The sequence below is a fragment of the Enterococcus mundtii genome (assembly GCF_003957375.1).
Lineage (GTDB): Bacteria > Bacillota > Bacilli > Lactobacillales > Enterococcaceae > Enterococcus_B > Enterococcus_B spodopteracolus.
Genome location: NZ_CP025473.1, coordinates 346,978 through 368,180 on the forward strand (window position 1 = coordinate 346,978; position 21,203 = coordinate 368,180).

The following is a 21,203-nucleotide window of genomic DNA, read 5'->3' on the forward strand; positions in this document are numbered from 1 at the left end:
TAGGAAACCTAATTTAATCACTTTTTCAAGACATCTGATGCGATCGGATGTCTTTTTTTCGTCTCCTTAAAAACGAAGATTTTCGAGAAATATAAGAAAAGTTATAGGGGGAGGGATATGAAACAAAAAAAAAAATACATACTCCTTATAGGTATGTTACTGATTCAAATGTATACACCACTAGTTGTTCATGGGACAGAAGTACGTTCGGTAGAAACTGAAGGGACGATTGGTTTTACTGGCGTCTATGAAACACCAGGAACGCCAGAGCCAGCACCCGAAGTTGAAGTAAAACCAACCTTTCCCAAAGAAATTGCTCAAGCACCATCAGAAATGACAAAGAGCGAGCATAAAAGATTACCGCAAACGAACGAGAGTCAGATGAATACTTGGAAAATATTGGGTATTCTGATCATCGTCGTTACTCTTAGTTTTTGGAAACACAAAATGAAAAATAATAAAAGAAAGTAGGATTTAAATACATGAAATTCGTTAGATTAGCTACCATTGCAGCGTTAACATCCACCATTTTTGCCGGAGGCATCACAGCTTTCGCAGACGACACAACTGAAGAAACATCAAAAGAAGTACGTAACGTCACAACTGATGGAACGATTGAATTTACACCAAATGAAGAGGAAGAGCTAGTTGTTATTCCACCAGAAGGTGGACCAGATGTAGACATCGAGCCTGAAGTGCCAGGAACAACAGGTCCGTTATCGATCATGAAAGCTGTCACGATGAACTTTGGCTCACAAGTGATCTCGAATCAAGATCAAACCTACAATATGATCGCAGAAAAGCAACAAAAAGCGGGTACAACAGGTGAAGAAAACAAAGTTCCTTATGTCAGTTTTGCACAAGTACAAGATGTTCGTGGAACGAATGCTGGTTGGGATTTGCAAGTACGCCTGACCGACTTTAAAGCAACGAGTACAACGGTGAATGATACATTGATCGGTGCAGAGATTTCATTGTTGGATCCAAGAATCCAGTATGAAGGAAACACGGCTGGAAATGCGCCAGGAGTGCATACAAGTGGATTGAAATTGATGCCAAATGCTTCTGCGGTATCCGTGATGACAGCTGAAAAAGATAAAGGTGCAGGGGTATCTTCCGTTGTTTGGGGGAACCAAGCAAATCTAGATGCGCAAGAGGCGGATCCAGAGACGGATGTAGTGACCAATGAGGCAATCCAATTATTCGTTCCTGGTAAGACAGCGAAAGATGCGACACAATATAAATCAACATTAACTTGGGAATTATCTAATACACCTGGTAGTAGCGGTGTAGAAGAAGAAAATGGCGAAGTATAATCCAGATTTAGGATCGGTGGAAGGCAAGCTATTTTAGATTATAGAAACAAATGACGTAGCGTTACAATTTTGTAGCGCTACTCTCTTTAAAGGAAGGGGTAAACGAATGAAACAAGCAAGTACATATCGAAAAAAGAAAATCCAACAAGCGGGGATGGTACTGCTTCTATTATTGGTTAGTTTATTGGTACCGATGCGCGTGGGGGCAGAAGAAGGAACGTTGAATTTCTATGTAACACCGGAGTTCTCAGACAATCAAAAGTCAGGAAATGATCGTTATTTTCAATTAAATCTTGCGCCAGATGCGACAGAAAAGTTGACATTGAAACTACAAAACGCCAATGCCGAAGCAAAGAAAATCAAAATTACGCCACATACTGCGTATACGAACGTGATGGGGGTCGTCGAATACGGACAAGACGCAGAAAAAGCAGATCCCACACTCCAGCATTCACTAGGTGAGTTGATCGAGCAACCCGAAATCATCGAGCTTGGTGGTAACGAAACGAAAACGGTGACGCTAGATCTGAAGATGCCTAAAGAAGCATTCGACGGCTTCTTAGCTGGTGGCTTACGGATAGAAGAAGTCAAAGAAAATACAACTGACGAAACAACTGATGAAGAAGGGGTCGCCATCCAGAATGAGTTTGCGTATATCATCGGTGTAGTTGTGAGCAACAAACAAGATGCTGTACAACCTGATTTAGAGTTGTTAGATGTTTTTGCCGATCAACTCAACTATCGCAATGTCATCAGTGCGAATCTACAAAACTTCACCCCAACATTTGTGAATCGCTTAGAAGTCGAAGCTACGGTACAAAAAGTGGGCGAAGAAGAAATTTTATACCAAGCCAGTCAAGAACAAATGCAAATGGCGCCAAACTCGAATTTCAACTTTCCGATTTCTTTAGAAGGCGATCGCTTTCGTAGTGGAGAGTATCTATTGAAAATGACGGCACGTTCTGGGAAAGAGGAATGGGAATGGGAACGGAAGTTTACGATCGATGCAGATGAAGCCCGAGCATTAAATCAAGCAGATGTCACGATCGATACAAGTATCAATTGGTGGATGATCGGAGCAATCAGTTTACTGATTTTACTGGCAGCAGTGATTCTTTATTTGCTAATCAAGCAAAAAAAACAATCCAAAAAGCAAGAGATGTAAGGAGTGAAACAAGAATGGTAAATATTCGTAAGAAAGTCGCGTTATGTGGTACCTTTCTTTTACTATGTCAAATAATGCCATTGTCCATAGGACAAATCTATGCGGAAACGAATGAAACTGTAGATGAAAAAAAAACTGTTCCGATGAATCAATCAGATCTAACAAATTTAGTTGAAGAGATAGATTTATCTGAACCTCGCTTTTCCTGGCATGAGCCACATAAGCAAGTGAATATGAATGAAGAAATGGAAATGACGATTTTTTCAGACAAAGAAGTTTCTGAAGTAAAGCTTACTGTACCGAATGAAGCAACTATTTTAGAAAAAAATCTGCCAGCAGGAATATTCTTGAAAAGAGGCCCATCAGATCAAGAATGGGTACTTACTTCCTTGAAGGCACAAAACACCTTTTCACTTCCGATTACCTTTGAAGATGAAGGAATGTTTGAATTAGTAGTAGATGATTCTGTTGCTACAATACAGGTCCTACAAGACAATGAAGATTCTACAGATGACTCGTTAAGTGATTCTGTTGAAGAAAATAGTCAGGATGAAGGTTCGTTAGAAAATGATGATTACGAAGACACCCCGATTCAACGCAATAATGTTAGTGTTGGAAACTTCGCAAGTTTGCAGAGGGCGGTTTCAAATGCTGTGGCAAATACAGAAACGATTATAACAATAACCAACTCCTTTGCTTTTACCTCAAGAGTTAGTATTCCGCAAGGAAGAAACATTCGATTACAAGCTACTAGTTCTCGAACATTAACTAATTCTGGGCCTCAGCAGCATTTTTTAGTAACGAATAGTCAATTGACTTTGAGTGACAATGTTATCCTTGATGGGGGTGGAGTGAGAGTAACTGGAACTACAGGGTTATTCACACTAAATGGTGGAATTGTCCAGAATGGTAAGGCGTCTGATGGAGCGTCTATCGATATAAGTAGTAGTGCTCAGATGGTTATCAATAGAGGAACGATTAAGGATGCTGACTTTAATGCAATACAAATTTGGACAGGAACGCTTACGATGAATGGAGGCACAATCTCTGGAGGATCTCGAGGAGTACGTGCAGTTTCGGGCGCTGCTGGGACATTTATTATGAATGGTGGAACAATTGAAGGCACAGGGGTAAGTTTATTAGGTACCGCAACGTCCATTATTAGAAATGGGGTAATAAGCAATTCAGAAACGAACGGTATATATATCGGTGGTACTAACACCAACCTAATAATAGAAGGAGGGATCATCGAGAACTCTGGTACTGAAGGGATCTTAATCGATTCAACTTCCACATCTGTTATCCAGAGGGGTGGAACAATAAAAGACTCAAAAGACAGCGGTATACGTATTACACAAGGTGTTTTTGAAATGAATGGTGGATCAATCATTGAAAATGAAGGGACTCATGGAGCGGGAATTTATGTCGAAGAATTAGGGACAATCGATTTAACTAGAGGAGAGATTCGAAATAATCATGCCTCAATTGGTGGCGGAATTTATTTTGAATCACTAACAAATAATCTAAGAATCTCAAGTGCGGTAGACTTTAGTGGAAACCAATCCGACAATCACTATGCACCACCATTAAATGTAGAACAAGCATTTCCGAATATTTTATCGCGGTCAAGTTCTATTTCAGAGTATAATCATCCGTTAAATGGTTACGATATTGATTATGAAACAAGTAATCCTCAAATAAATACTTTGACAACAACTAGTAACTTAGAGAATGCTGGTAAGGTATTTTTAGACAATGAAGAATATAGCGGAGAAAGAAAAGTAATTGGAAATACCAATATAAATATTCAAGCCAAGCCCAATGAGGGCTACCGTTTTGTTTCCTGGGAAGTCGTATCTGGAACAGGCTCAAGAATAGCGGATACAACTTCAGAGTCCACGACGTTTACGATGGGGAGTTCTAATACGGTCATTCAAGCGAACTATGAAGAAGAGTTGGCGATCGTAAGCCCAGTCGATCCTCTTGATCCAGAGACAGAAATTGATCCAGAAAATAAACCCCAGCTTCCTGAAGATCAGGGACGTTTAAGTATCGATTTTGTCTCGCAATTCCACTTTGGTACGCAAGGTATCTCGGCGAGAGATCAAACTTATTTTGCCCAACCGCAACGGTTATTGAATGAAGATGGGACCATCAACGAGACAGAAGAACGACCGAACTATATCCAAGTCAGTGACCGTCGCTCAGATACAGAACGCCATGGCTGGCAATTAGCGGTTACGCAAAAAACACAATTTGAAAATGAAGTAGGCCATCAGTTGACGGGTTCCCAACTGCGCCTAACGAACCAACAATTAGCTACTGCACAAGATGGTATAGCACCTGAACTCCAACAGACCAATCCATTGGCATTGACTCCAGGTGTTAAACGGGTATTATTGATGGCTCAGGGTGATGAAGGGCAAGGAACTTGGATTTATCGCTTTGGCGATGAAGAAACAGCATCGGAGAGCGTGGCGCTTACGGTACCCAGAGGAGCAACTCCTGAGGCTACAACCTACAAAAGCACACTGACGTGGGAATTGAGTGCTGTTCCTAGTAATTAAAAAAGAGCTCTCTACATCTGTTGTTTCTTTAATGAAACATACTATCTACCAAAATGATCCACAAAATTAGGCATGATTTCCTGTGGATCCATCAATAGATAAATTTTATACTGTCAATTAGAAAGGAGTCTACAAGATGGAAATACCAATAACGAAGGATATTTATCTGCTTCAGTTGCAAGAAAGCATGCCACAAGATAAAAGGGAGACAAAAAAATTGAATGAGTACCTAAGGCAACAGTTCGAGCAACTGAATCAATTTATAAGTACGATTTCACCAGATAATTTTACGGAAAATTTCCCGAAGATCTTAGAGATAGATGCGAAATTAACACTAATGGCAGAATTGATTTGTTATGACTATAGCAAATTGCCAATACAAGAGATCCTTCGGATCGTTGAGACAGACTACCGTACGTACTTCAAGGAACTTTGCGGGAATGAACTGAGTACAAAAAATAACTATTCGATGGTATTTAATGTAGTCTAAAAATAAACTTGTAAAAGGGTTGTTTAGAAAAAATAATTTCTAGGCAATCTTTTTATATTTATATAATTTAAGCAACTTTCTTTTTTCATAGAATTATTTAACAAATCTATATTCAGTTAAACAATGCATTCAATAGACAACAGGAGTCCAACAGAGTATGCCCTGTTGGACTTTCTATTTAGCTGTTGAACAATTAAATTAGAAAATGACATCGAAGTTGAGCAGAAAAAATAAAAGGTAAAGGTCAAAAATCTTTAAGTTTTTGATCCTTACCTTTTATTTTTCTTGTGCGTTAATTATTCTCTCCCATTCATCCTGATGAATTCGTGATCTTATTTCTTCTCCAGGATTTATTTTCTAAATATGCATAACAAGGTGAAAATTGTGATTTTTAATTTTGAATAAATTATTATAAGATAATGAATATAAAAAAGGATGAAGGATAAGCCTTTTTTGTTCGCTAAAAATTCTAAAAAACAATCGTTTTTTAGAATGACGAGTACTTATGTATGCTCAGTCATCGAAACGCCAATTTAACAACATTTCTTTAGACATCTGATAAGTCCGGATGTCTATTTTTGTTGCACACCCAAAAACGATCGTTTTTGAGATGGGTTTTAAAGGAGGAGGGAAGATGCGAAAAACTATTGCTCTTATGATTAGTCTAATGTCCCTAATAATAGCAATACAATTTCCACTGCAGGTGTATGGTACACAGGTCCAATCCGTCGAATCAGAAGGATCCATTGGATTTACAGGAACTTATGAACCAATCGGACCACCAGATCCACCTCCCAGCACCAGCCCACAAAAGCCAGGAGACACTTTGCCGAAAACCAATATGATTGGTAGCTCACTTGGACTATGGATCGGCAGTTTCTTAGTGGGTGGTATTTTATTAGTTTTGGGGTACAAAAGAAGAAAAGCAACACAAAAAACAATTACATGAAAGTAGGAATTTAAGCATGAAATTTATTCGTTTAGCAACTGTAGCCGCATTATCAACAACGATTTTCGCAGGAGGAGTACAAGTCTTTGCTGAAGATACAGGCCAAGAGTCAAAAGAAGTACGTAAAACAACAACGACCGGTCAGGTCACCTTCACTCCAAATATTGAAGACACAGTAGTAGAACCTGATCCTGAAGGTCCAGAGGTGACGATTCCACCAATTCCTGGTACAGGACCACTAACTATTGCAACAGTTCCAACAATGAACTTTGGGACGAAAGTGATCTCAACTGCGGATGAACATTACAATATGATTGCGGAAATGCAACAGAAAGCCGGAACAACAGGCGAAGAAAACATGATTCCTTATATTAGTATGGCACAAGTTCAAGACACCCGCGGAACGAATGAAGGATGGGAACTGAGCGTGAGTTTAAGTGAGTTTCAAGCAGAAACTGATACCCTAAATAGTGTGTTAAAAGGTGCCCAAATCACGTTACTTGATCCTTCTCTTCGTTACAGTGTGAATGATGCAGATCAGGCACCAACGATTCACGCAAGTGGTTTAGAGTTGATTCCAAATGAAGATGCCGTGCCGATCATGACGGCTGCTAACCAAAAGGGTGGCGGAACTTCTTCCGTTGTTTGGGGAGATCATGATGCGCTTGCAAAACAAGTGGAAGATGGGGTAGATGTCGTTGAAAATACGGCGATCCAACTGTTTGTTCCTGGCTCAACCGCCAAAGATGCGGTGACGTATAGTTCAACATTGACATGGGAATTAGAACTAACACCTGAAAATGAGGTTTAAGAAGTAACCATTCCTATTTCCATGTTCCATTAGTCACTGGCAGCGTTACAGATTTCTGTGACGCTGCTTTTTTAGAAAGGATTATGACAAATGATACACAAACAATCGATGCAAAAAGGACTATGGCTGCTTATAGCGCTTTTCTTTTTCTTGCCACATCCGACAGTCCAGGCCGAAGAAGCAGGTTTGAATACGTACGTTACCCCTCTTTTTCCAGAGAGTCAAGTGGATGAAAGTAAAGGATACTATGAATTGTTACTCTCTCCTGGGCAAAAAGAGACTTTACGACTAGAAGTAGGTAATTCCAGTTCAAAACCAATCAACGTGCAGGTGACACCACATACGGCTTATACGAATACTTTGGGGAATGTCGAGTATGGCAAAGATGCTAAAGATGCAGATCCGACCTTGGTTCATTCCTTGGATGAGTTGATGACTCCTTCGGAGGTCATTACATTAGCGGGAAATGAAACAAAGGTTATAGAAATTCCTCTTCAAATGCCTAAAGACGCCTTTGAAGGATATTTAGCCGGTGGTTTACGAATCACCGAAGTAAAAGAAGAGGAAGATAGTGATGTCCCAAAAGGAGAAGGCGTAGCTATCAAGAATGAATTTGCCCATGTGGTAGGTGTGGTTGTCAATAATAACAGAGACTCCGTGCAACCGGAGTTGGAACTATTAGATGTGTTTGCGGATCAATTGAACTATCGCAATGTGATCAGCGCCACGCTACAAAACTTTACGCCCACTTTTGTCAATCAATTGGCGGTGGAAGCTACCGTGAAACGAGTAGGGGAGAACGAGGTGCTCTATAAGGCGGAAAAAGAAATGATGCAGATGGCGCCCAATTCGAACTTTAATTTTCCGATTTCCTTAGAAGGAGATCGTTTTCGAAGTGGGAACTATGTTCTAGAATTGACAGCGACTTCTGGGGAAAATGAATGGTCGTGGATGCGTGAATTTACGATTGAAGTCGATGAAGCCCGCAAGTTAAATAGAGAAGACGTGATGATTGAATCAAGTATCAATTGGTGGCTGGTAGCCACACTTGTTTTGTTTGCGGTACTTTTACTTATTACTGGTTGGTGGTTAATAAAAAAAAGAAAAGAGAATAAGAGTGAGAGGGTGAAAGACAATGAAAAGGAAAAATAAATTCGTTTTATTTTGTGTCATTTTTCTTTGTTCTCAGCTAGTTACACTTCCACTGACAATTGGTTTATCTACCTCTGTTCAGGCAATCGAAAATACGACTACAATTGATTCTTCGACGACCTTTAATGAGCATGAACAGCTTAAAGATAAACCAATCTTCTCATTTCAAGAGGCTCAAGCAACCTGCTCTATTGGAGAAGTGTTTACTTTAGTAATATTTGCAAATCAAGAAGTTACTGAAGCAACAATAACTTTACCGGAAGAAACAACAATTCTAGATGACGAGCTGGCGCATGGGATCAACGTAAAACAAGGCTTAGAAAAAAATCAAATAGAAATAAAAATGGCTGTTCCACAAAAAGTATTTAGTCTTCCTTTGTTTTTTGAGGAAACAGGCGTGTATACAATTACTTTAGAAGAAGCAACGATGACGCTTGAGATAGTTGATGAAGAATCGTCTCAAGAACATAAAGGGAACGAAGTAACTGATTCCTCGAGTGAGTATAAGAAGGAGGATGAAACAATAGAGTTACCTTCTTCAGAAAAAGAATTGCCTCATGAAGAAGCAACCATTGAAATAGAACAAGCGCCAAATCAGGAAGAAAATGATGAAGAAGTGAATAGAGAAGATGTAAGTGACGTGGGTTCATGGATCGATTTTATCAAAGCCTTTTCAAATCCCTCTATTTCTACAATAGAGATCAATGATGATTTTGAAGTGCCAACAACACCACTAAGCAATTTATCAGGAATGATAACTGGTACTAATTCAAATGTTTCGGGGAATGCAACCTTTGTTTATTTGTCAAGTAGGAGTATCTCGAGGAAATTAGTGATTAATGGCAATGGACATCAAATCGATTTTGGGGCTGTTTCATTGGGCTTAAGGTCAGCAACACATAATGCCAATTCCCCATGGGATATTACATTTAATGATTTAGATATCTACTCAGGGAATTGGTGGGGGTTTTTTCAAACAGTAAACCTCACTTCAGCACAACATGCACTTTCTAATATCACTCTAAATAATATCAATGGGTATGGTAATGAATTAATTGCTCCTTATTATACGAATGTTAATATTTCTGGAACAGTTAACAATCATATTACTGCAACTTATAACTCTAAATTCCGTACGGATTGGAGAGTGAATACGGTAAATTCTGTAAACTTAGAAACTAGAAGTTTAACTATTAAGGAAGATGGAGAACTTAATTTGTCAACTGTCAATAGTGGGAATATCATTATAGGGTTAGGCGGATTAAATGCTAATTTGACATTAGAAAAAAATGCTACAATCAACATGGAATCTAATGGAACGGGGACTGGGGATAATGCGAATGGCAGAGGTTCTAGTATAGATATCGCCAACGGAGATCTGATCATGAAAGAAGGGTCAACTATTAACATTGACAATAAGAGAAGTTATTCAGCGATAACCTTGCGTAGCAGTAATTCTACGTTAAAATTGGAGGATAGTGCTAAAATAAATATTGAGTCAACAGGTCATACCAACAACTCAAATGCGATAGATAGAAATTTAGTTTACATGGCTGCTGGGAGTTCTTTACTAGTAGGCGAGAATGCGGAATTTAATATCAATGCCACAGGAAGAGGCAGTGCAACATCAAACATTGTCCATGTAGCTGGAAATGCAAACTTCCAAATTGCCAAGGATGGGGCTCTAGATATAAAAAGTGATAGCACGTCAATCAGTCAAAGTTTACTTAATTTTGCCTCAGCAGGTTCAACATTCGAATTTTCTGATGCCAAAAAAGTAAATTTAGAACGTACGACACCTATTTCTGGATCTACGTCTAATGGTCTAATTAGTATTAATGGAAGTACAGGGCAATTGGATATTGATGTTCAATCTGTTAAGCAATGGAATAGAGATAATTTTACAGAAGAACCCGATTATTTTTGGACCCCTATTTTTAATTTAATTCTTCGTTACAATACGATAAATCCAACAATCACGAATGTTTCTTCTATCTTTCAAGAGACGATGACTAGCTTCAATGAAGCTTTCACTACACGTAACGTTCAGAGAATACTCTTTGAAAAAATACCAGATGTGGAGATAACTATTGACCCTCTAACGGAAGACGCATTGGAAGTAAATTCTTATACTATTACCGGCAAGGCTTCTCCGCACAGTGTAATACGGTTCTCTGGTGATCCAGCAATACCAGATGGTGAAATTCCATCACCAAATTTTTCGGAAACCGATAAATATCATGTGACTGCTGATGAAAATGGAGACTATTTATATGAGTTACCTAAAGATTCACTATTCACTGAAGGAAACGAAGTGACGGCTTATGCCTACCTAAATGGAAAATCTGCTAATGCAAGTACGATTGTTGAAAAATCGAGAAGACCACCTAATCCTAAGGATCCGATGAATCCCGAAATTGAAGTCGATCCAGAAAATAAACCTGAGCTCGCAGAAGAACAAGGTTTATTAAGCATTGATTTTGCTTCTCAATTCACATTTGGCGAACAAGCGATCTCTACGAGAACGAAGCGGTATTATGCGCAACCGCAACGCTTGTTAAATCCTGATGGAACCGTTAATGAGGCTGAAGAGCGACCAAATTATATCCAGATCAGTGATCGACGGCCAGAAGAGGAACGTCACGGCTGGCAATTAGCAGTTACGCAAAATAGTCAATTTACGGATCTACAGGAAAATGAACTAAGAGGGGCACGTTTGTTTTTAACTAACCAACAATTGGAGTCTATTCACGGAAGTGATGAACCGATATTGTATAACCAAGACGGTGTTACCTTAATTCCAGGAGAAAAGACTGAACTTTTAACCGCGCTTGATGGTCAAGGGTCAGGTACCTGGATCTATCGGTTTGGTGACAGTAAAAGTGCAGGCGAGAGTGTGGCACTAGAAGTCCCACCAACCGCGAACCCAAGAGCAAGCACATACGAAACAACACTCACCTGGGAACTAAGTGTAGTTCCTGACAATTAGTCACAAGAAAGAGAAGGGCTGCGGCTCTTTTCTTTTTCTTCATAGAAAGGAGAGAAAAAATATGCACATTTTATTTGATCATTTAGTCATGGCGGATAAGACTAAACGCTGGTTGGTCTTATTGGCAACGTTAGAAGAAGAGGAACACGTTATCGCTCACACCTTAGTTGAGCAGACTGGATTTGGGCGACGGACGATTATTGAGGACATGAAGGCGATCAAGGACTACTTTGGTGAGAGAATCCATTTGATCGGTGATGATAAGGGCTATCACTTTTCCTTTCTTAACCCTAAAGGTTATTATGAGAAGAAACAAGCGTTACTAGATAAAGAGAAACTTTTTCTCTTGGTGGATCAGTTGGCTGCGGGAAAGTGTTTAGACAATCAACAGTGGGTGGTATATCTTGATGTTTCGAGTACAAGCTTTCAACGTATGAAACGACAGCTTCAAACGTTATTAACGAACTATTATGGGATAAAAATTGACTCTAAAACCAATCAACTGTGGGGTGAAGAAGCGGGGATTCGCCAATTTCTTTATGATTTTTATTTCACCTTACCATTGTATCCCAGGTTTCTTTCAGAACATATTCAGGACTTGCATCAGGAGAAAGTGGCGATTCAGGATGGCCCTTGGCACCTAGACCAAACTTTGTTTAATCAATGGCTGAGAATAACCAAGCAACGGGTCGACCAGGGACATTACTTACCGGACCAAGTGGCGTATCAACAAGTCCAAACAACTCTAATCCAGGCTTTGGATCAACAGGTGAGTGTGGCTCTTTCTGGACAAGAAAAAGCTGCATTGTTTCTCCTTTCATTAGATGAGAGTCAATTTTTGAACCCTTTGAAACAACAAGCCTTTATCCGCACCTTTTCACCTGCGAGTGAGTATGAGTTACCGGTGCGTGAGATCGAAGGTCTGACTTATGTTTTTTTTGAAACGCTCCTTTTTTTAATGGAGGCCTTTTTCCAGCTGCCTACACTAAAAGCACCAGCACAAATTCCGTATGTAAGCAGTGAGGAACCGTCTCCTTTAGACGTACTCATGAAACGTTTTTTAGCCGAGAAGAAAAAATATAGCCAGACGATTTATGTTTCCTATCAACTAGTAGGCCCACGTGCTTTGACACGATGGATCAAACAGGAAGTTGAAACGATGTTAAAAACATCTGGTCTACAGGTGGTTGAAGCTGCCCAAATGAATCCACTCGGACTAATACGCCATGTGAAAATCGTGAATCAACCACAAACTAGAAACGCTCGTGTAACCATTGAACTTCCCTACGTACCTAGCAAGGAGAAAATCGATGAAGTGCTCTCTGCATTTTCTGAGTCAAGATGAGTGAACGAGCATGAGAGGGAAATATTTGAAAAAGTGAGGGGAAAAAAATTGCGTGAGTTTCAGATGGCGTTTATTACAAGCGCAGAGGTCAAGCGATGGATGCAGGTGTTAAGTGTGATGGAACAAGAACGGCGTTTTACGATTGGAGAGCTGAGTGAACGACTGGCTATTTCACAACGTACCTTGATAAAAGATATTCAAGCATTCAAAAACCATTTTGGCACAAGCATCGAATTACGTTCGAATTATAGTGGGTATTATTTTGAAGAACGAAATCGTAGGGACTACCAAGAGAAAAAAGAACAACTGTTGGGAAACGAAGTGTTATTTGAAATCGTGGGAAATGTTTTTTGGGGAAAAGATTTTACAGTGGCTGACTTGGCTCACCAGCACAGTTATGCAGAGAGTACTTTGCGAAGGTTTTTAATAAGAATCCGACCGGTATTAGCTGAGTATGAGTTAACGTTGGCTTTGAACCCAGTCAATTTTTTAGGGGAAGAAGCCAATATCCGCAAGTTCTTTTTTGATTTTTATTATAGCAGTGAACAAACTCCGTATACAATCCGTCCGCCAGAAGACTTACATACGTTGGTCTTGAACGAACTGTCTGGCAAATTGGGAAAGTATGAATTGGGTACAGGAATCACGATTTCAGCCTTTTATTACCAGCTTTATATCGCAATGGTCCGAGTCCATCAGAACCATTTTGTGACCTTACCTGAATGGCTAAAAGCAAGCATTTATCAAGAAAAAGATTTTCATTTGCTTTATTCTTTACAAGAAAGGATCAAACAGGAATACGAGATCTATCTACCAAAAGAAGAATTCGCTTGGATTCATTTATCGATTATTTCCAAACGGACGATTCATCGTGTGGACCAAGAACAAACTTTTAACCAACGATTCAGCCACTGGAAGAATCTTCAGTTCATCGTGTCAGATTACCTTTCTGACCCTTTCTTTGAACAGTGGAATACGGATACTTTAGGACAGTTTATGACCTCTTTTTTCATTTCGCGTTTGATGAATGAAGCAGTGAGTCCAGTGTTGAACAAAGAACTAGAAGAAATCCATTGGATGGTGAAGAAAAACGATAAACAGATTTATGAAGCCCATAAACAATTTCTCTTAAAACACGCCCCAGTACTCAGTTTTTCTGACCAATATTTTGAAGATATCGTGGTGAGTTTCACGGCAAATATGACCTTATTATTCCACTATTACCAACCGGTCAAAAAAGTTTTATTTTTATTAGAAGGTGACTACTTAGTGGTCCAATCGATCCGAATGCAGGCACGTGTACTATTAGGGGAACATCATAAGCTGTTGTTTATGCCGCTTCAAGAATTGACGCCGGAGCGGTTAAATAATGCGCACGTTGATTTAATTGTAACGAACTATCGACCGTACCTTTTAGATTTTGCTCTTGAAACGGAGTATGTTCTTATGGGCAGTATTCCTACGGCGCAAGATTGGGCAAGAGTCAAGCATCAGTTAAATCCACTGATTGATCAGGAAACATTTTAAAAGAAGGAAGGGAAAAAAATGACAACATTTTTTACAAAAGAAGCTTATCTGGCGGGCTTTCAAAACTCTTTTGAAGAGGCTAGAAAACGAGAAAGCGAAGACCTAAAAATCTATTTAAACACCCATATCCAACGATTGGAGACCTTAGTGAGTCAGATCTGTCAGGAGAATTTTTGGGAACTATTACCGGAGATCTTAGGAATTGATGCCAAGATAGGGTTAGTAGCAGATCTGATCGGCTTTGAACATTTTCTAGATGCGAAAGAAATACTTAGAATTGTTGAAAGTGACTATCTCACTTACTTCAAAGAACTATGTGGGTACGATCGCAGTAAGGAACCGAATCATTCCATGATTTTCAATGTGGTATGATGGATCGATGGTAATACCTTAAATGCGTAGGCTCTTACTTTATTAAGAGTTTTTTAATTGGTTAATGATTAGTTGTCTTTATATAGGTATTCTTATTATTGATTTCATGTTTAATTCTATACACTGTTTGTCTAGTAATATTGTAAGCTTTAGCAATTTTTGAAATAGCAACCCCCTGATTTAGATCCTCAACAATACTTTTATAAACAAGGCGACGTTGAGGATCTTTTGTGTCTGCGCTATATAGCTTAGGCCGTCCTTTATAGACGCCGTTTGCTTTAGCAATCTTAATTCCTTGTGCCTGGCGTCGTTTAGATTCAGTACGCTCTTGCTCGGCAATCATAGCCAAGATTTGAATGATTAAGTCTTTGATGAATTTATCCAGGAGAGGATTTCCAATTGCTTCAGCCATGATTGGTAAACTAGTGATGATTAGCTGCACATTTTTCTTTTTAAGGTAATTGACCGATTCAATGATCTCGTCATAATTTCTTCCAAGTCGGTCGATGGCTTCCACGATAAAAATATCTTGTTCTCGGACAAATTCTAAAGCTTCCTGGAAAATTGGTCGATGAGTAATCGTTGCTCCAGATTGTTTCTCAATAAAAATTTTTTCTGCGCCAAACTTTTTCATTTCTTCAATTTGCCGTTGTTCATTTTGATCAATCGATGAGACACGTATGTATGCAACTCTCAAAATTTTTACCTACTTTCTGCAACTATTTAAAATACACCCTAATCATACACTAGAAAACCAGATTTTTCAATGTCATGCCAGTGTCTATTTAGGGTACACTCTAAACGGACATGTTGATAGCAAATTCTACTTATTTCAATCGATGGTTTCTGTTTTAAGGCATACTCCATGAATTGAAACTTTCCCCACGCGCTGTTTTATTTCTAAATCCTGGATTTTAATGTTATCGGTAACATGTTTCTGCCTGTTTACTCTTGTTTTTGTAAGCGTTACAATTCTTTAAGAATAGGACAAAACAAATGGAGGAACATATGGAGAAAAAATGGTGGCACCAATCAGTGGTATATCAAGTCTATCCACGTAGCTTTCAAGATACGAATGGGGATGGAATCGGTGATTTAAGAGGGATTATTTCAAGATTAGATTATTTAACCTATCTAGGGATCGATACGATTTGGCTTTCTCCTGTCTATGAATCCCCAAATGATGATAATGGCTATGACATCAGCGATTATGAAGCAATCATGGCTGAATTTGGGACGATGGCTGAAATGGACGAACTGATTGAGGAAGCGAAGAAATCAGGCATCAAAATCATTTTGGATTTAGTCGTCAATCACACTTCTGATGAACATCCATGGTTTATCGAATCACGAAAAAGCAAAGACAATCCATATCGAGATTATTATATCTGGCGTGAGCCAGTCAATGGTGATGTGCCTAATACATTACGTTCGATTTTTAGTGGACCTGCTTGGGAATTTGATGATGCGACTGGTCAATATTATTTGCATCTATACAGCAAGAAACAACCCGATTTGAATTGGGAGAATGAGCTAGTCAGACAAGAAGTCTATGACATGATGAATTTTTGGATCGATAAAGGAATTGGCGGGTTCCGCATGGATGTCATCGATACGATCGGCAAACTACCCGATCAAGAAATCACCAATAATGGGCCACGGCTTCACGAATACCTACAAGAAATGAATCAAGCAACCTTTGGCGACAAAGATTTGATGACGGTAGGTGAAACTTGGGGCGCAACGACAGAAATCGCGAAGCTTTATTCAGACCCTAAAAGAAATGAACTATCCATGATCTTCCAATTTGAACATATGAGTTTGGACCAACAAGAAGGTAAGGATAAATGGGATCTAAAAGCTTTAGATGTTTCTGAACTGAAAAAAGTTTTGTCAAAATGGCAGACAGCGTTAGGTGATGAAGGTTGGAACAGTTTGTTTTGGAATAATCATGATTTACCGAGAATTGTTTCACGTTGGGGGAATGATCAGGAATATCGTGTAGAAAGTGCAAAAATGTTTGCTATTTTACTACACATGATGAAAGGGACTCCTTATATTTATCAAGGGGAAGAACTAGGCATGACAAATGCGCCAATCCGGGACATCTCAGAAGCAAAAGATATCGAAACGATCAATATGTATCACGAACGACTTGCAGCTGGCTATCATAAAGAAGATATCGTGCAGTCTATCAATGACAAAGGACGTGACAATGCACGTACACCAATGCAGTGGGATGAAACAGCACATGGTGGATTTACGACAGGAATGCCCTGGCTATCCGTCAATCCAAACTACAAAACCATCAACGCGAAACAAGCAGTCGCAGATTCCTCTTCGATTTTCTATACGTACAAACGCTTGATCGAGTTACGCAAACACAATGAGATCATCGTTTGGGGAGAATATGAATTGTTGACAGAAACGCCAGTTGAGGTCTTTGCTTATTATCGTACACTAAATGAAGAACGTTGGTTGATCGTCTGTAACTTATCCGAGCAAACACATGAATGGACTATTCCGCAAGAAGCAACGGAACTAATCATTGCCAACTATGATCGAGAAGTACCTGTAGGAGAAATCGAATTACGTCCTTATGAAGCATTTGTAGTGAAAATTGGGTGATGGCAACAGTTAAACTTGATGGTTATCTAGAAAAAATTGAAAGAATCAGTATTCAAAAATAATTTTGAAACAGAGAATGCTAAGTTATCAAGCGCAATCGCTTTGATGAATGCCAGAGAAGTTGCCGGATTAACACAACGTGAATTAGCAGATTTGGCTTCTTTACCTCAATCGACAGTAGCGCGTATTGAGTGAGGAAACAATACAAGTTTCGATACGTTATCAAAACTTGCTCATGCTCTAGGAAAAGAGTTGAAAGTCGAGTTTGCATAGTGGATAGGTGATCTAAGCAGATCATCTATCCATTTTTTTAGGTGAAGGACTTCATTGGAAATAGTATCAAAGGTATGGTACAAAACGATCAATGTTCTCCTCTTTGACAAATCCACTAAATCATACTATGATATGTACGCTAACAGGAGGTGTAAAAATGGGGAAATCAATTGAACGTTCGTTAGAAGAATGTCTTTTTTTTAGTGTGAAGAAGCTCGATCGAGTATTGAACAAATTAGCGGATGAAGCCTTCAAGAAAACGGGACTTGCACCTACTTATGGGTTTATCTTACTGATTTTGAAAGAAAAAAACGGTATTCCTCAAAAAGATATCGCGCAGATGTTGTATTCAGCGCCTTCAACGATTGCACGTTTCGTAGAAAAGTTAGAATATAAAGGCTATGTCAAAACGGTCACAGAAGGACGGTTATCTTTGGTATTTTTAACTGATGAAGGTCGTGAATTTGTCAAAGAGATCGACAGTAGTTGGGATGAGCTGCACCACGCATATAAAGTTGTTTTAGGTGTTGCCGAGAGCGAGCGACTTTCTCAGGAGCTGAATGAGGCGACCAATAAATTACAAAAAAAATAAAATTTTTTAAACATAACAGTTGCATGTGCAACTAATCGTGTGGTTAAATAAATACGAGAAAAAATAAGTGACATTCGTCATATTGGAGGAAGAAGAATGGCAAAATTCAATGAATCAATCACATTTCCATCAGGTAGTGTGCTGAAAAATCGGTTGATGCTATCACCAATGACTACAGAACTTAGCTTTTTTAATGGGGTAATCACAAAAGACGAGATCGAATATTATGCACAACGATCAAAAGGATTAGGAGCAGTGATCACTGGTGCGGCAAATGTGCAAGACATCGGTAAAGGTTGGCCAGGGGAATTAAGTATTGCCCATGATGAAATGCTTCCTCGTCTAAGCGAGTTAGCACAAGCCATTCAAGGTGAAGGTGCTAAGGCAATCGTGCAGATCTTCCATGGCGGTCGTATGACAAGCCGTGCGACATTATCAGGAGAACAAACAGTATCTGCTAGTGCGATTCCGGCAGAACGTCCAGATGCTGAGACACCACGGGCATTAAGTGATGAAGAAGTCAGTGAAACGATCCAAGCATTTGGAGAAGCAACACGCAGAGCCATTGAAGCAGGATTTGACGGAGTAGAACTACATGGTGCGAATACTTACTTGATCCAACAATTCTTTTCTCCTCATTCTAACCGTAGAGGAGATCAATGGGGTGGCTCTTTAGAGAAACGTTATCATTTTATTGAAGAATTATTGAAATCTGTCTTCCAAGCAGTTGAAACACACGCAACTAAACCATTTATTGTTGGTTATCGTTTTTCACCAGAAGAATTTGAAACACCAGGTATCCGTTTTGAAGAAACGATTTGGTTGATGGAGCAATTACGTGAAACGAAATTAGACTATCTGCATGTTTCATTGAACACATATGATCGTGTGGCTCGTTCTGAAACCTACAACGAAAAATCAATTCTTGAATATGTCCACGAAACGATTCAAGGGAAAATCCCTTTAGTAGGTGTAGGAAATGTCCGTAACCGCAAAGATGTCGAGTCTGTGTTAGCTCATGCGGAACTTGTAGCAGTAGGTCAACAAATGTTGGTAGATCCAGAATGGGCGGTCAAGTTGTTAGAAGGTCGCGATGCTGAATTTGTGACGAAACCTTTTTCTGAAGCATACAAAGACTTGTATTTACCAAGTCCGTTGTATAATTTTCTTGATCAACGCTATGGATCAACCATCAATATCTAAGAAAGAAGCTGAAAAAATGAAAGTTTTGATTGTTTTGACAAATGTAGAAAAATACGACAATATCGAGCGTCCAACAGGTTTATGGTTAAGTGAATTGACTCATTTTTATGATGTATTAGTCAAAAACAAGATCGAAGCTGATTTTGTTAGCCCGAATGGCGGATACGTACCATTGGAACCAAAAAGTATAGTAGATATGGATCAAGTGGATTGGACCTATTACCAAGATGAAGACTTTCGTAATCGTGCGTTAGGCCAAACGTTACGTCCGGATGAAGTGGATCCAACAGAGTATACGGCGATTTATTATGCCGGTGGTCATGGAACGATGTGGGATTTCCCCGGATCAGAAAAATTAGCAGAGATTGGTTCTGCGATCTACAAAAATAATGGGATCGTATCAGCGGTTTGTCATGGTGTCGTAGGCTTATTACCTGTCGTTGATGAAAACGGACAGTCCATCTTAGCTGGACGTAAAGTGACTGGCTTTAGTAATGAAGAAGAGGAATTAAATGGAACAACGAATAACGTACCCTTCCTGACCGAAGATTCATTGAAGGAAAAAGGGGCCGATTATCAGGCAGGGAAAGCTTTTACTGAAGTTGTTCATGCAGATGGGCGTTTATTAACAGGACAAAACCCACAGTCTGCACATTTATTAGGAGAAAAAGTCGCTGCTGAATTGACGAAATAACGTGGAGTTTGGAGAGGAAATCAATGATGGAAACACGGACCTTGAACAACGGATTGACAATTCCTGTACTTGGATTTGGTGTCTTTCAAATCTGGGATCAAGAAGAATGTGAGCAAGTCGTATTAGAAGCGCTGAATGCTGGCTATCGCCTGATTGATACTGCGGCTGTTTATTACAATGAAGAAGCCGTTGGTCGGGCAATCAAAAAAAGTGGGATTCCAAGAGAAGAGATCACTATTACAACCAAGTTATGGGTCACTGATGCTTCTTACGAGGGCGCATACAAAGCGTATGAACGTTCTTTACAAAAATTAGGGGTAGACTACATTGATATTTTCTTGATCCATCAGCCTTACAATGATTATTATGGCGCATGGCGTGCCATGGAAGAACTTTATGATGCAGGCAAAGTAAAGGCAATCGGAGTCTCTAATTTTTCAACCGGTCGTTTGACTGATTTGATTTTGAATCATCGGATCAAGCCGGTGATCAACCAAATCGAACAACATCCATACCGTCAACAAAAACAACAAAGAGAAACAGCCACTCATTTTGATGTCGTGACTGAAGCGTGGAGTCCCTTCAACCAAGGAAAAGATGGGATTTTTGATGAACCCGTTTTAAAGGAATTAGCTGAAAAATACCAAAAAACTGTCCCACAAATCATTTTACGTTGGCAAACACAACTAGGGATTATCACAATTCCTAAGTCTGTCCATGTGGATCGTATAAAGCAAAATATCGCCATTTTTGATTTCCGATTATCAGAAGAAGAAGTGACTTTGATCGAACAGCTCGATCAAGCACCAGAGTCAACTGGACCTCGTGAACATCGAACATTAGTTGAAAACCTGCATAATATCTCCATCAATCAAGCGAATCAATAACCAATGTACTGATGTGTAAAAAAAGAGAGCATAGAAGTTTGTAGTGTTTCTAAAAAGTAGTTCTTTAATACTTAGTGCTGGTAGAAAACAGTCTTGTTTTCTACCAGCACTTTTTTGTTGAAATACTTAGAAAACTAGGATCATATCATTCTCCAAACAATTGGATAGGATCGAAGTATCAATCAAGATAGATTGGTGTGTGTTTTAAAGTATATGGGTGGTACATTTAGTTTTTTTTCTAAT

At 39.2% G+C, this 21,203-nt stretch carries 18 protein-coding genes and 1 pseudogene; 18 read left to right on the forward strand and 1 reads right to left on the reverse strand.

The window, feature by feature from the left end:
• Positions 1-117 precede the first annotated feature (117 nt).
• The 12 genes from CYK55_RS02020 (at position 118) to CYK55_RS02075 (ending at position 14,683) form a co-directional block, all read left to right on the forward strand.
• Positions 118-471: an LPXTG cell wall anchor domain-containing protein gene (locus CYK55_RS02020; protein WP_126133858.1), complete on the forward strand. Its 354-nt coding sequence runs from the start codon at positions 118-120 to the stop codon at positions 469-471.
• An 11-nt stretch (positions 472-482) separates the two neighbouring features.
• Entirely contained in the window at positions 483-1,316 is an 834-nt protein-coding gene (locus CYK55_RS02025) for a WxL domain-containing protein (RefSeq protein WP_126133859.1), read from the forward strand.
• Between the two features lie 106 nt (positions 1,317-1,422).
• Complete coding sequence (locus tag CYK55_RS02030) at positions 1,423-2,481, forward strand: DUF916 and DUF3324 domain-containing protein (protein WP_126133860.1); 1,059 nt, start codon at positions 1,423-1,425, stop codon at positions 2,479-2,481.
• A gap of 14 nt (positions 2,482-2,495) precedes the next feature.
• On the forward strand, positions 2,496-5,048 hold the full coding sequence (locus tag CYK55_RS02035) for a WxL domain-containing protein (RefSeq protein ID WP_126133861.1): 2,553 nt from the start codon (positions 2,496-2,498) through the stop codon (positions 5,046-5,048).
• Positions 5,049-5,184: 136 nt separating this feature from the next.
• On the forward strand, positions 5,185-5,538 hold the full coding sequence (locus tag CYK55_RS02040) for a DUF7006 family protein (protein ID WP_126133862.1): 354 nt from the start codon (positions 5,185-5,187) through the stop codon (positions 5,536-5,538).
• 667 nt (positions 5,539-6,205) lie between these two features.
• The gene (locus CYK55_RS02045) at positions 6,206-6,487 is read left to right on the forward strand and encodes an LPXTG cell wall anchor domain-containing protein (RefSeq protein ID WP_161633745.1); all 282 of its coding nucleotides are present in this window, start codon (positions 6,206-6,208) and stop codon (positions 6,485-6,487) included.
• Positions 6,488-6,503: 16 nt separating this feature from the next.
• A complete protein-coding gene (locus CYK55_RS02050) occupies positions 6,504-7,298 on the forward strand; it encodes a WxL domain-containing protein (protein ID WP_034690465.1) in 795 nt (264 codons plus the stop codon).
• Positions 7,299-7,388: 90 nt separating this feature from the next.
• Complete coding sequence (locus CYK55_RS02055; RefSeq protein WP_034690462.1) at positions 7,389-8,450, forward strand: DUF916 and DUF3324 domain-containing protein; 1,062 nt, start codon at positions 7,389-7,391, stop codon at positions 8,448-8,450.
• Positions 8,434-11,439: a WxL domain-containing protein gene (locus tag CYK55_RS02060; protein ID WP_034690460.1), complete on the forward strand. Its 3,006-nt coding sequence runs from the start codon at positions 8,434-8,436 to the stop codon at positions 11,437-11,439. Before CYK55_RS02055 ends, CYK55_RS02060 begins: the two co-directional genes overlap by 17 nt.
• Positions 11,440-11,500: 61 nt before the next feature.
• Complete coding sequence (locus CYK55_RS02065; protein WP_034690457.1) at positions 11,501-12,784, forward strand: helix-turn-helix domain-containing protein; 1,284 nt, start codon at positions 11,501-11,503, stop codon at positions 12,782-12,784.
• Positions 12,785-12,832: 48 nt separating this feature from the next.
• Complete coding sequence (locus CYK55_RS02070; protein ID WP_126133864.1) at positions 12,833-14,311, forward strand: helix-turn-helix domain-containing protein; 1,479 nt, start codon at positions 12,833-12,835, stop codon at positions 14,309-14,311.
• An 18-nt stretch (positions 14,312-14,329) separates the two neighbouring features.
• Positions 14,330-14,683, forward strand: a complete 354-nt coding sequence (locus CYK55_RS02075; protein ID WP_034690452.1) for a DUF7006 family protein — start codon at positions 14,330-14,332, stop codon at positions 14,681-14,683.
• Positions 14,684-14,744: 61 nt separating this feature from the next.
• On the opposite strand, the gene CYK55_RS02080 is transcribed toward CYK55_RS02075, so the two are convergent.
• Complete coding sequence (locus CYK55_RS02080) at positions 14,745-15,380, reverse strand: recombinase family protein (protein ID WP_034690450.1); 636 nt, start codon at positions 15,378-15,380, stop codon at positions 14,745-14,747.
• Between the two features lie 311 nt (positions 15,381-15,691).
• Here CYK55_RS02080 and CYK55_RS02085 point away from each other — a divergent pair, with 311 nt between their 5' ends.
• The 6 genes and pseudogenes from CYK55_RS02085 (at position 15,692) to CYK55_RS02110 (ending at position 20,960) form a co-directional block, all read left to right on the forward strand.
• Entirely contained in the window at positions 15,692-17,311 is a 1,620-nt protein-coding gene (locus CYK55_RS02085; protein ID WP_126133865.1) for a glycoside hydrolase family 13 protein, read from the forward strand.
• Positions 17,311-17,584 (forward strand): annotated as a pseudogene (locus CYK55_RS02090) (helix-turn-helix domain-containing protein). Before CYK55_RS02085 ends, CYK55_RS02090 begins: the two are co-directional and overlap by 1 nt.
• 157 nt (positions 17,585-17,741) lie before the next feature.
• Positions 17,742-18,176, forward strand: coding sequence for a MarR family winged helix-turn-helix transcriptional regulator (locus CYK55_RS02095; RefSeq protein ID WP_126133866.1), 435 nt, complete (start codon positions 17,742-17,744; stop codon positions 18,174-18,176).
• A gap of 96 nt (positions 18,177-18,272) precedes the next feature.
• Complete coding sequence (locus CYK55_RS02100; protein WP_034690580.1) at positions 18,273-19,379, forward strand: NADH-dependent flavin oxidoreductase; 1,107 nt, start codon at positions 18,273-18,275, stop codon at positions 19,377-19,379.
• A gap of 16 nt (positions 19,380-19,395) precedes the next feature.
• Positions 19,396-20,073 carry a type 1 glutamine amidotransferase domain-containing protein gene (locus CYK55_RS02105; RefSeq protein WP_126133867.1) on the forward strand — a complete coding sequence of 226 codons (678 nt, stop codon included), beginning with the start codon at positions 19,396-19,398 and terminating at the stop codon, positions 20,071-20,073.
• Positions 20,074-20,099: 26 nt separating this feature from the next.
• Complete coding sequence (locus tag CYK55_RS02110; RefSeq protein WP_034690602.1) at positions 20,100-20,960, forward strand: aldo/keto reductase; 861 nt, start codon at positions 20,100-20,102, stop codon at positions 20,958-20,960.
• Positions 20,961-21,203: the final 243 nt, after the last annotated feature.

What these genes read in the sequence shown, in the direction of transcription:
- CYK55_RS02100 (WP_034690580.1), top strand. Translation starts at nt 18,273, where the DNA reads ATGGCAAAATTCAATGAATCAATCACATTTCCATCAGGTAGTGTGCTG.
- CYK55_RS02075 (WP_034690452.1), top strand. Translation starts at nt 14,330, where the DNA reads ATGACAACATTTTTTACAAAAGAAGCTTATCTGGCGGGCTTTCAAAAC.
- CYK55_RS02065 (WP_034690457.1), top strand. Translation starts at nt 11,501, where the DNA reads ATGCACATTTTATTTGATCATTTAGTCATGGCGGATAAGACTAAACGC.
- CYK55_RS02030 (WP_126133860.1), top strand. Translation starts at nt 1,423, where the DNA reads ATGAAACAAGCAAGTACATATCGAAAAAAGAAAATCCAACAAGCGGGG.
- CYK55_RS02040 (WP_126133862.1), top strand. Translation starts at nt 5,185, where the DNA reads ATGGAAATACCAATAACGAAGGATATTTATCTGCTTCAGTTGCAAGAA.
- CYK55_RS02020 (WP_126133858.1), top strand. Translation starts at nt 118, where the DNA reads ATGAAACAAAAAAAAAAATACATACTCCTTATAGGTATGTTACTGATT.
- CYK55_RS02060 (WP_034690460.1), top strand. Translation starts at nt 8,434, where the DNA reads ATGAAAAGGAAAAATAAATTCGTTTTATTTTGTGTCATTTTTCTTTGT.
- CYK55_RS02095 (WP_126133866.1), top strand. Translation starts at nt 17,742, where the DNA reads ATGGGGAAATCAATTGAACGTTCGTTAGAAGAATGTCTTTTTTTTAGT.
- CYK55_RS02035 (WP_126133861.1), top strand. Translation starts at nt 2,496, where the DNA reads ATGGTAAATATTCGTAAGAAAGTCGCGTTATGTGGTACCTTTCTTTTA.
- CYK55_RS02105 (WP_126133867.1), top strand. Translation starts at nt 19,396, where the DNA reads ATGAAAGTTTTGATTGTTTTGACAAATGTAGAAAAATACGACAATATC.
- CYK55_RS02045 (WP_161633745.1), top strand. Translation starts at nt 6,206, where the DNA reads ATGTCCCTAATAATAGCAATACAATTTCCACTGCAGGTGTATGGTACA.
- CYK55_RS02025 (WP_126133859.1), top strand. Translation starts at nt 483, where the DNA reads ATGAAATTCGTTAGATTAGCTACCATTGCAGCGTTAACATCCACCATT.
- CYK55_RS02085 (WP_126133865.1), top strand. Translation starts at nt 15,692, where the DNA reads ATGGAGAAAAAATGGTGGCACCAATCAGTGGTATATCAAGTCTATCCA.
- CYK55_RS02110 (WP_034690602.1), top strand. Translation starts at nt 20,100, where the DNA reads ATGGAAACACGGACCTTGAACAACGGATTGACAATTCCTGTACTTGGA.
- CYK55_RS02050 (WP_034690465.1), top strand. Translation starts at nt 6,504, where the DNA reads ATGAAATTTATTCGTTTAGCAACTGTAGCCGCATTATCAACAACGATT.
- CYK55_RS02055 (WP_034690462.1), top strand. Translation starts at nt 7,389, where the DNA reads ATGATACACAAACAATCGATGCAAAAAGGACTATGGCTGCTTATAGCG.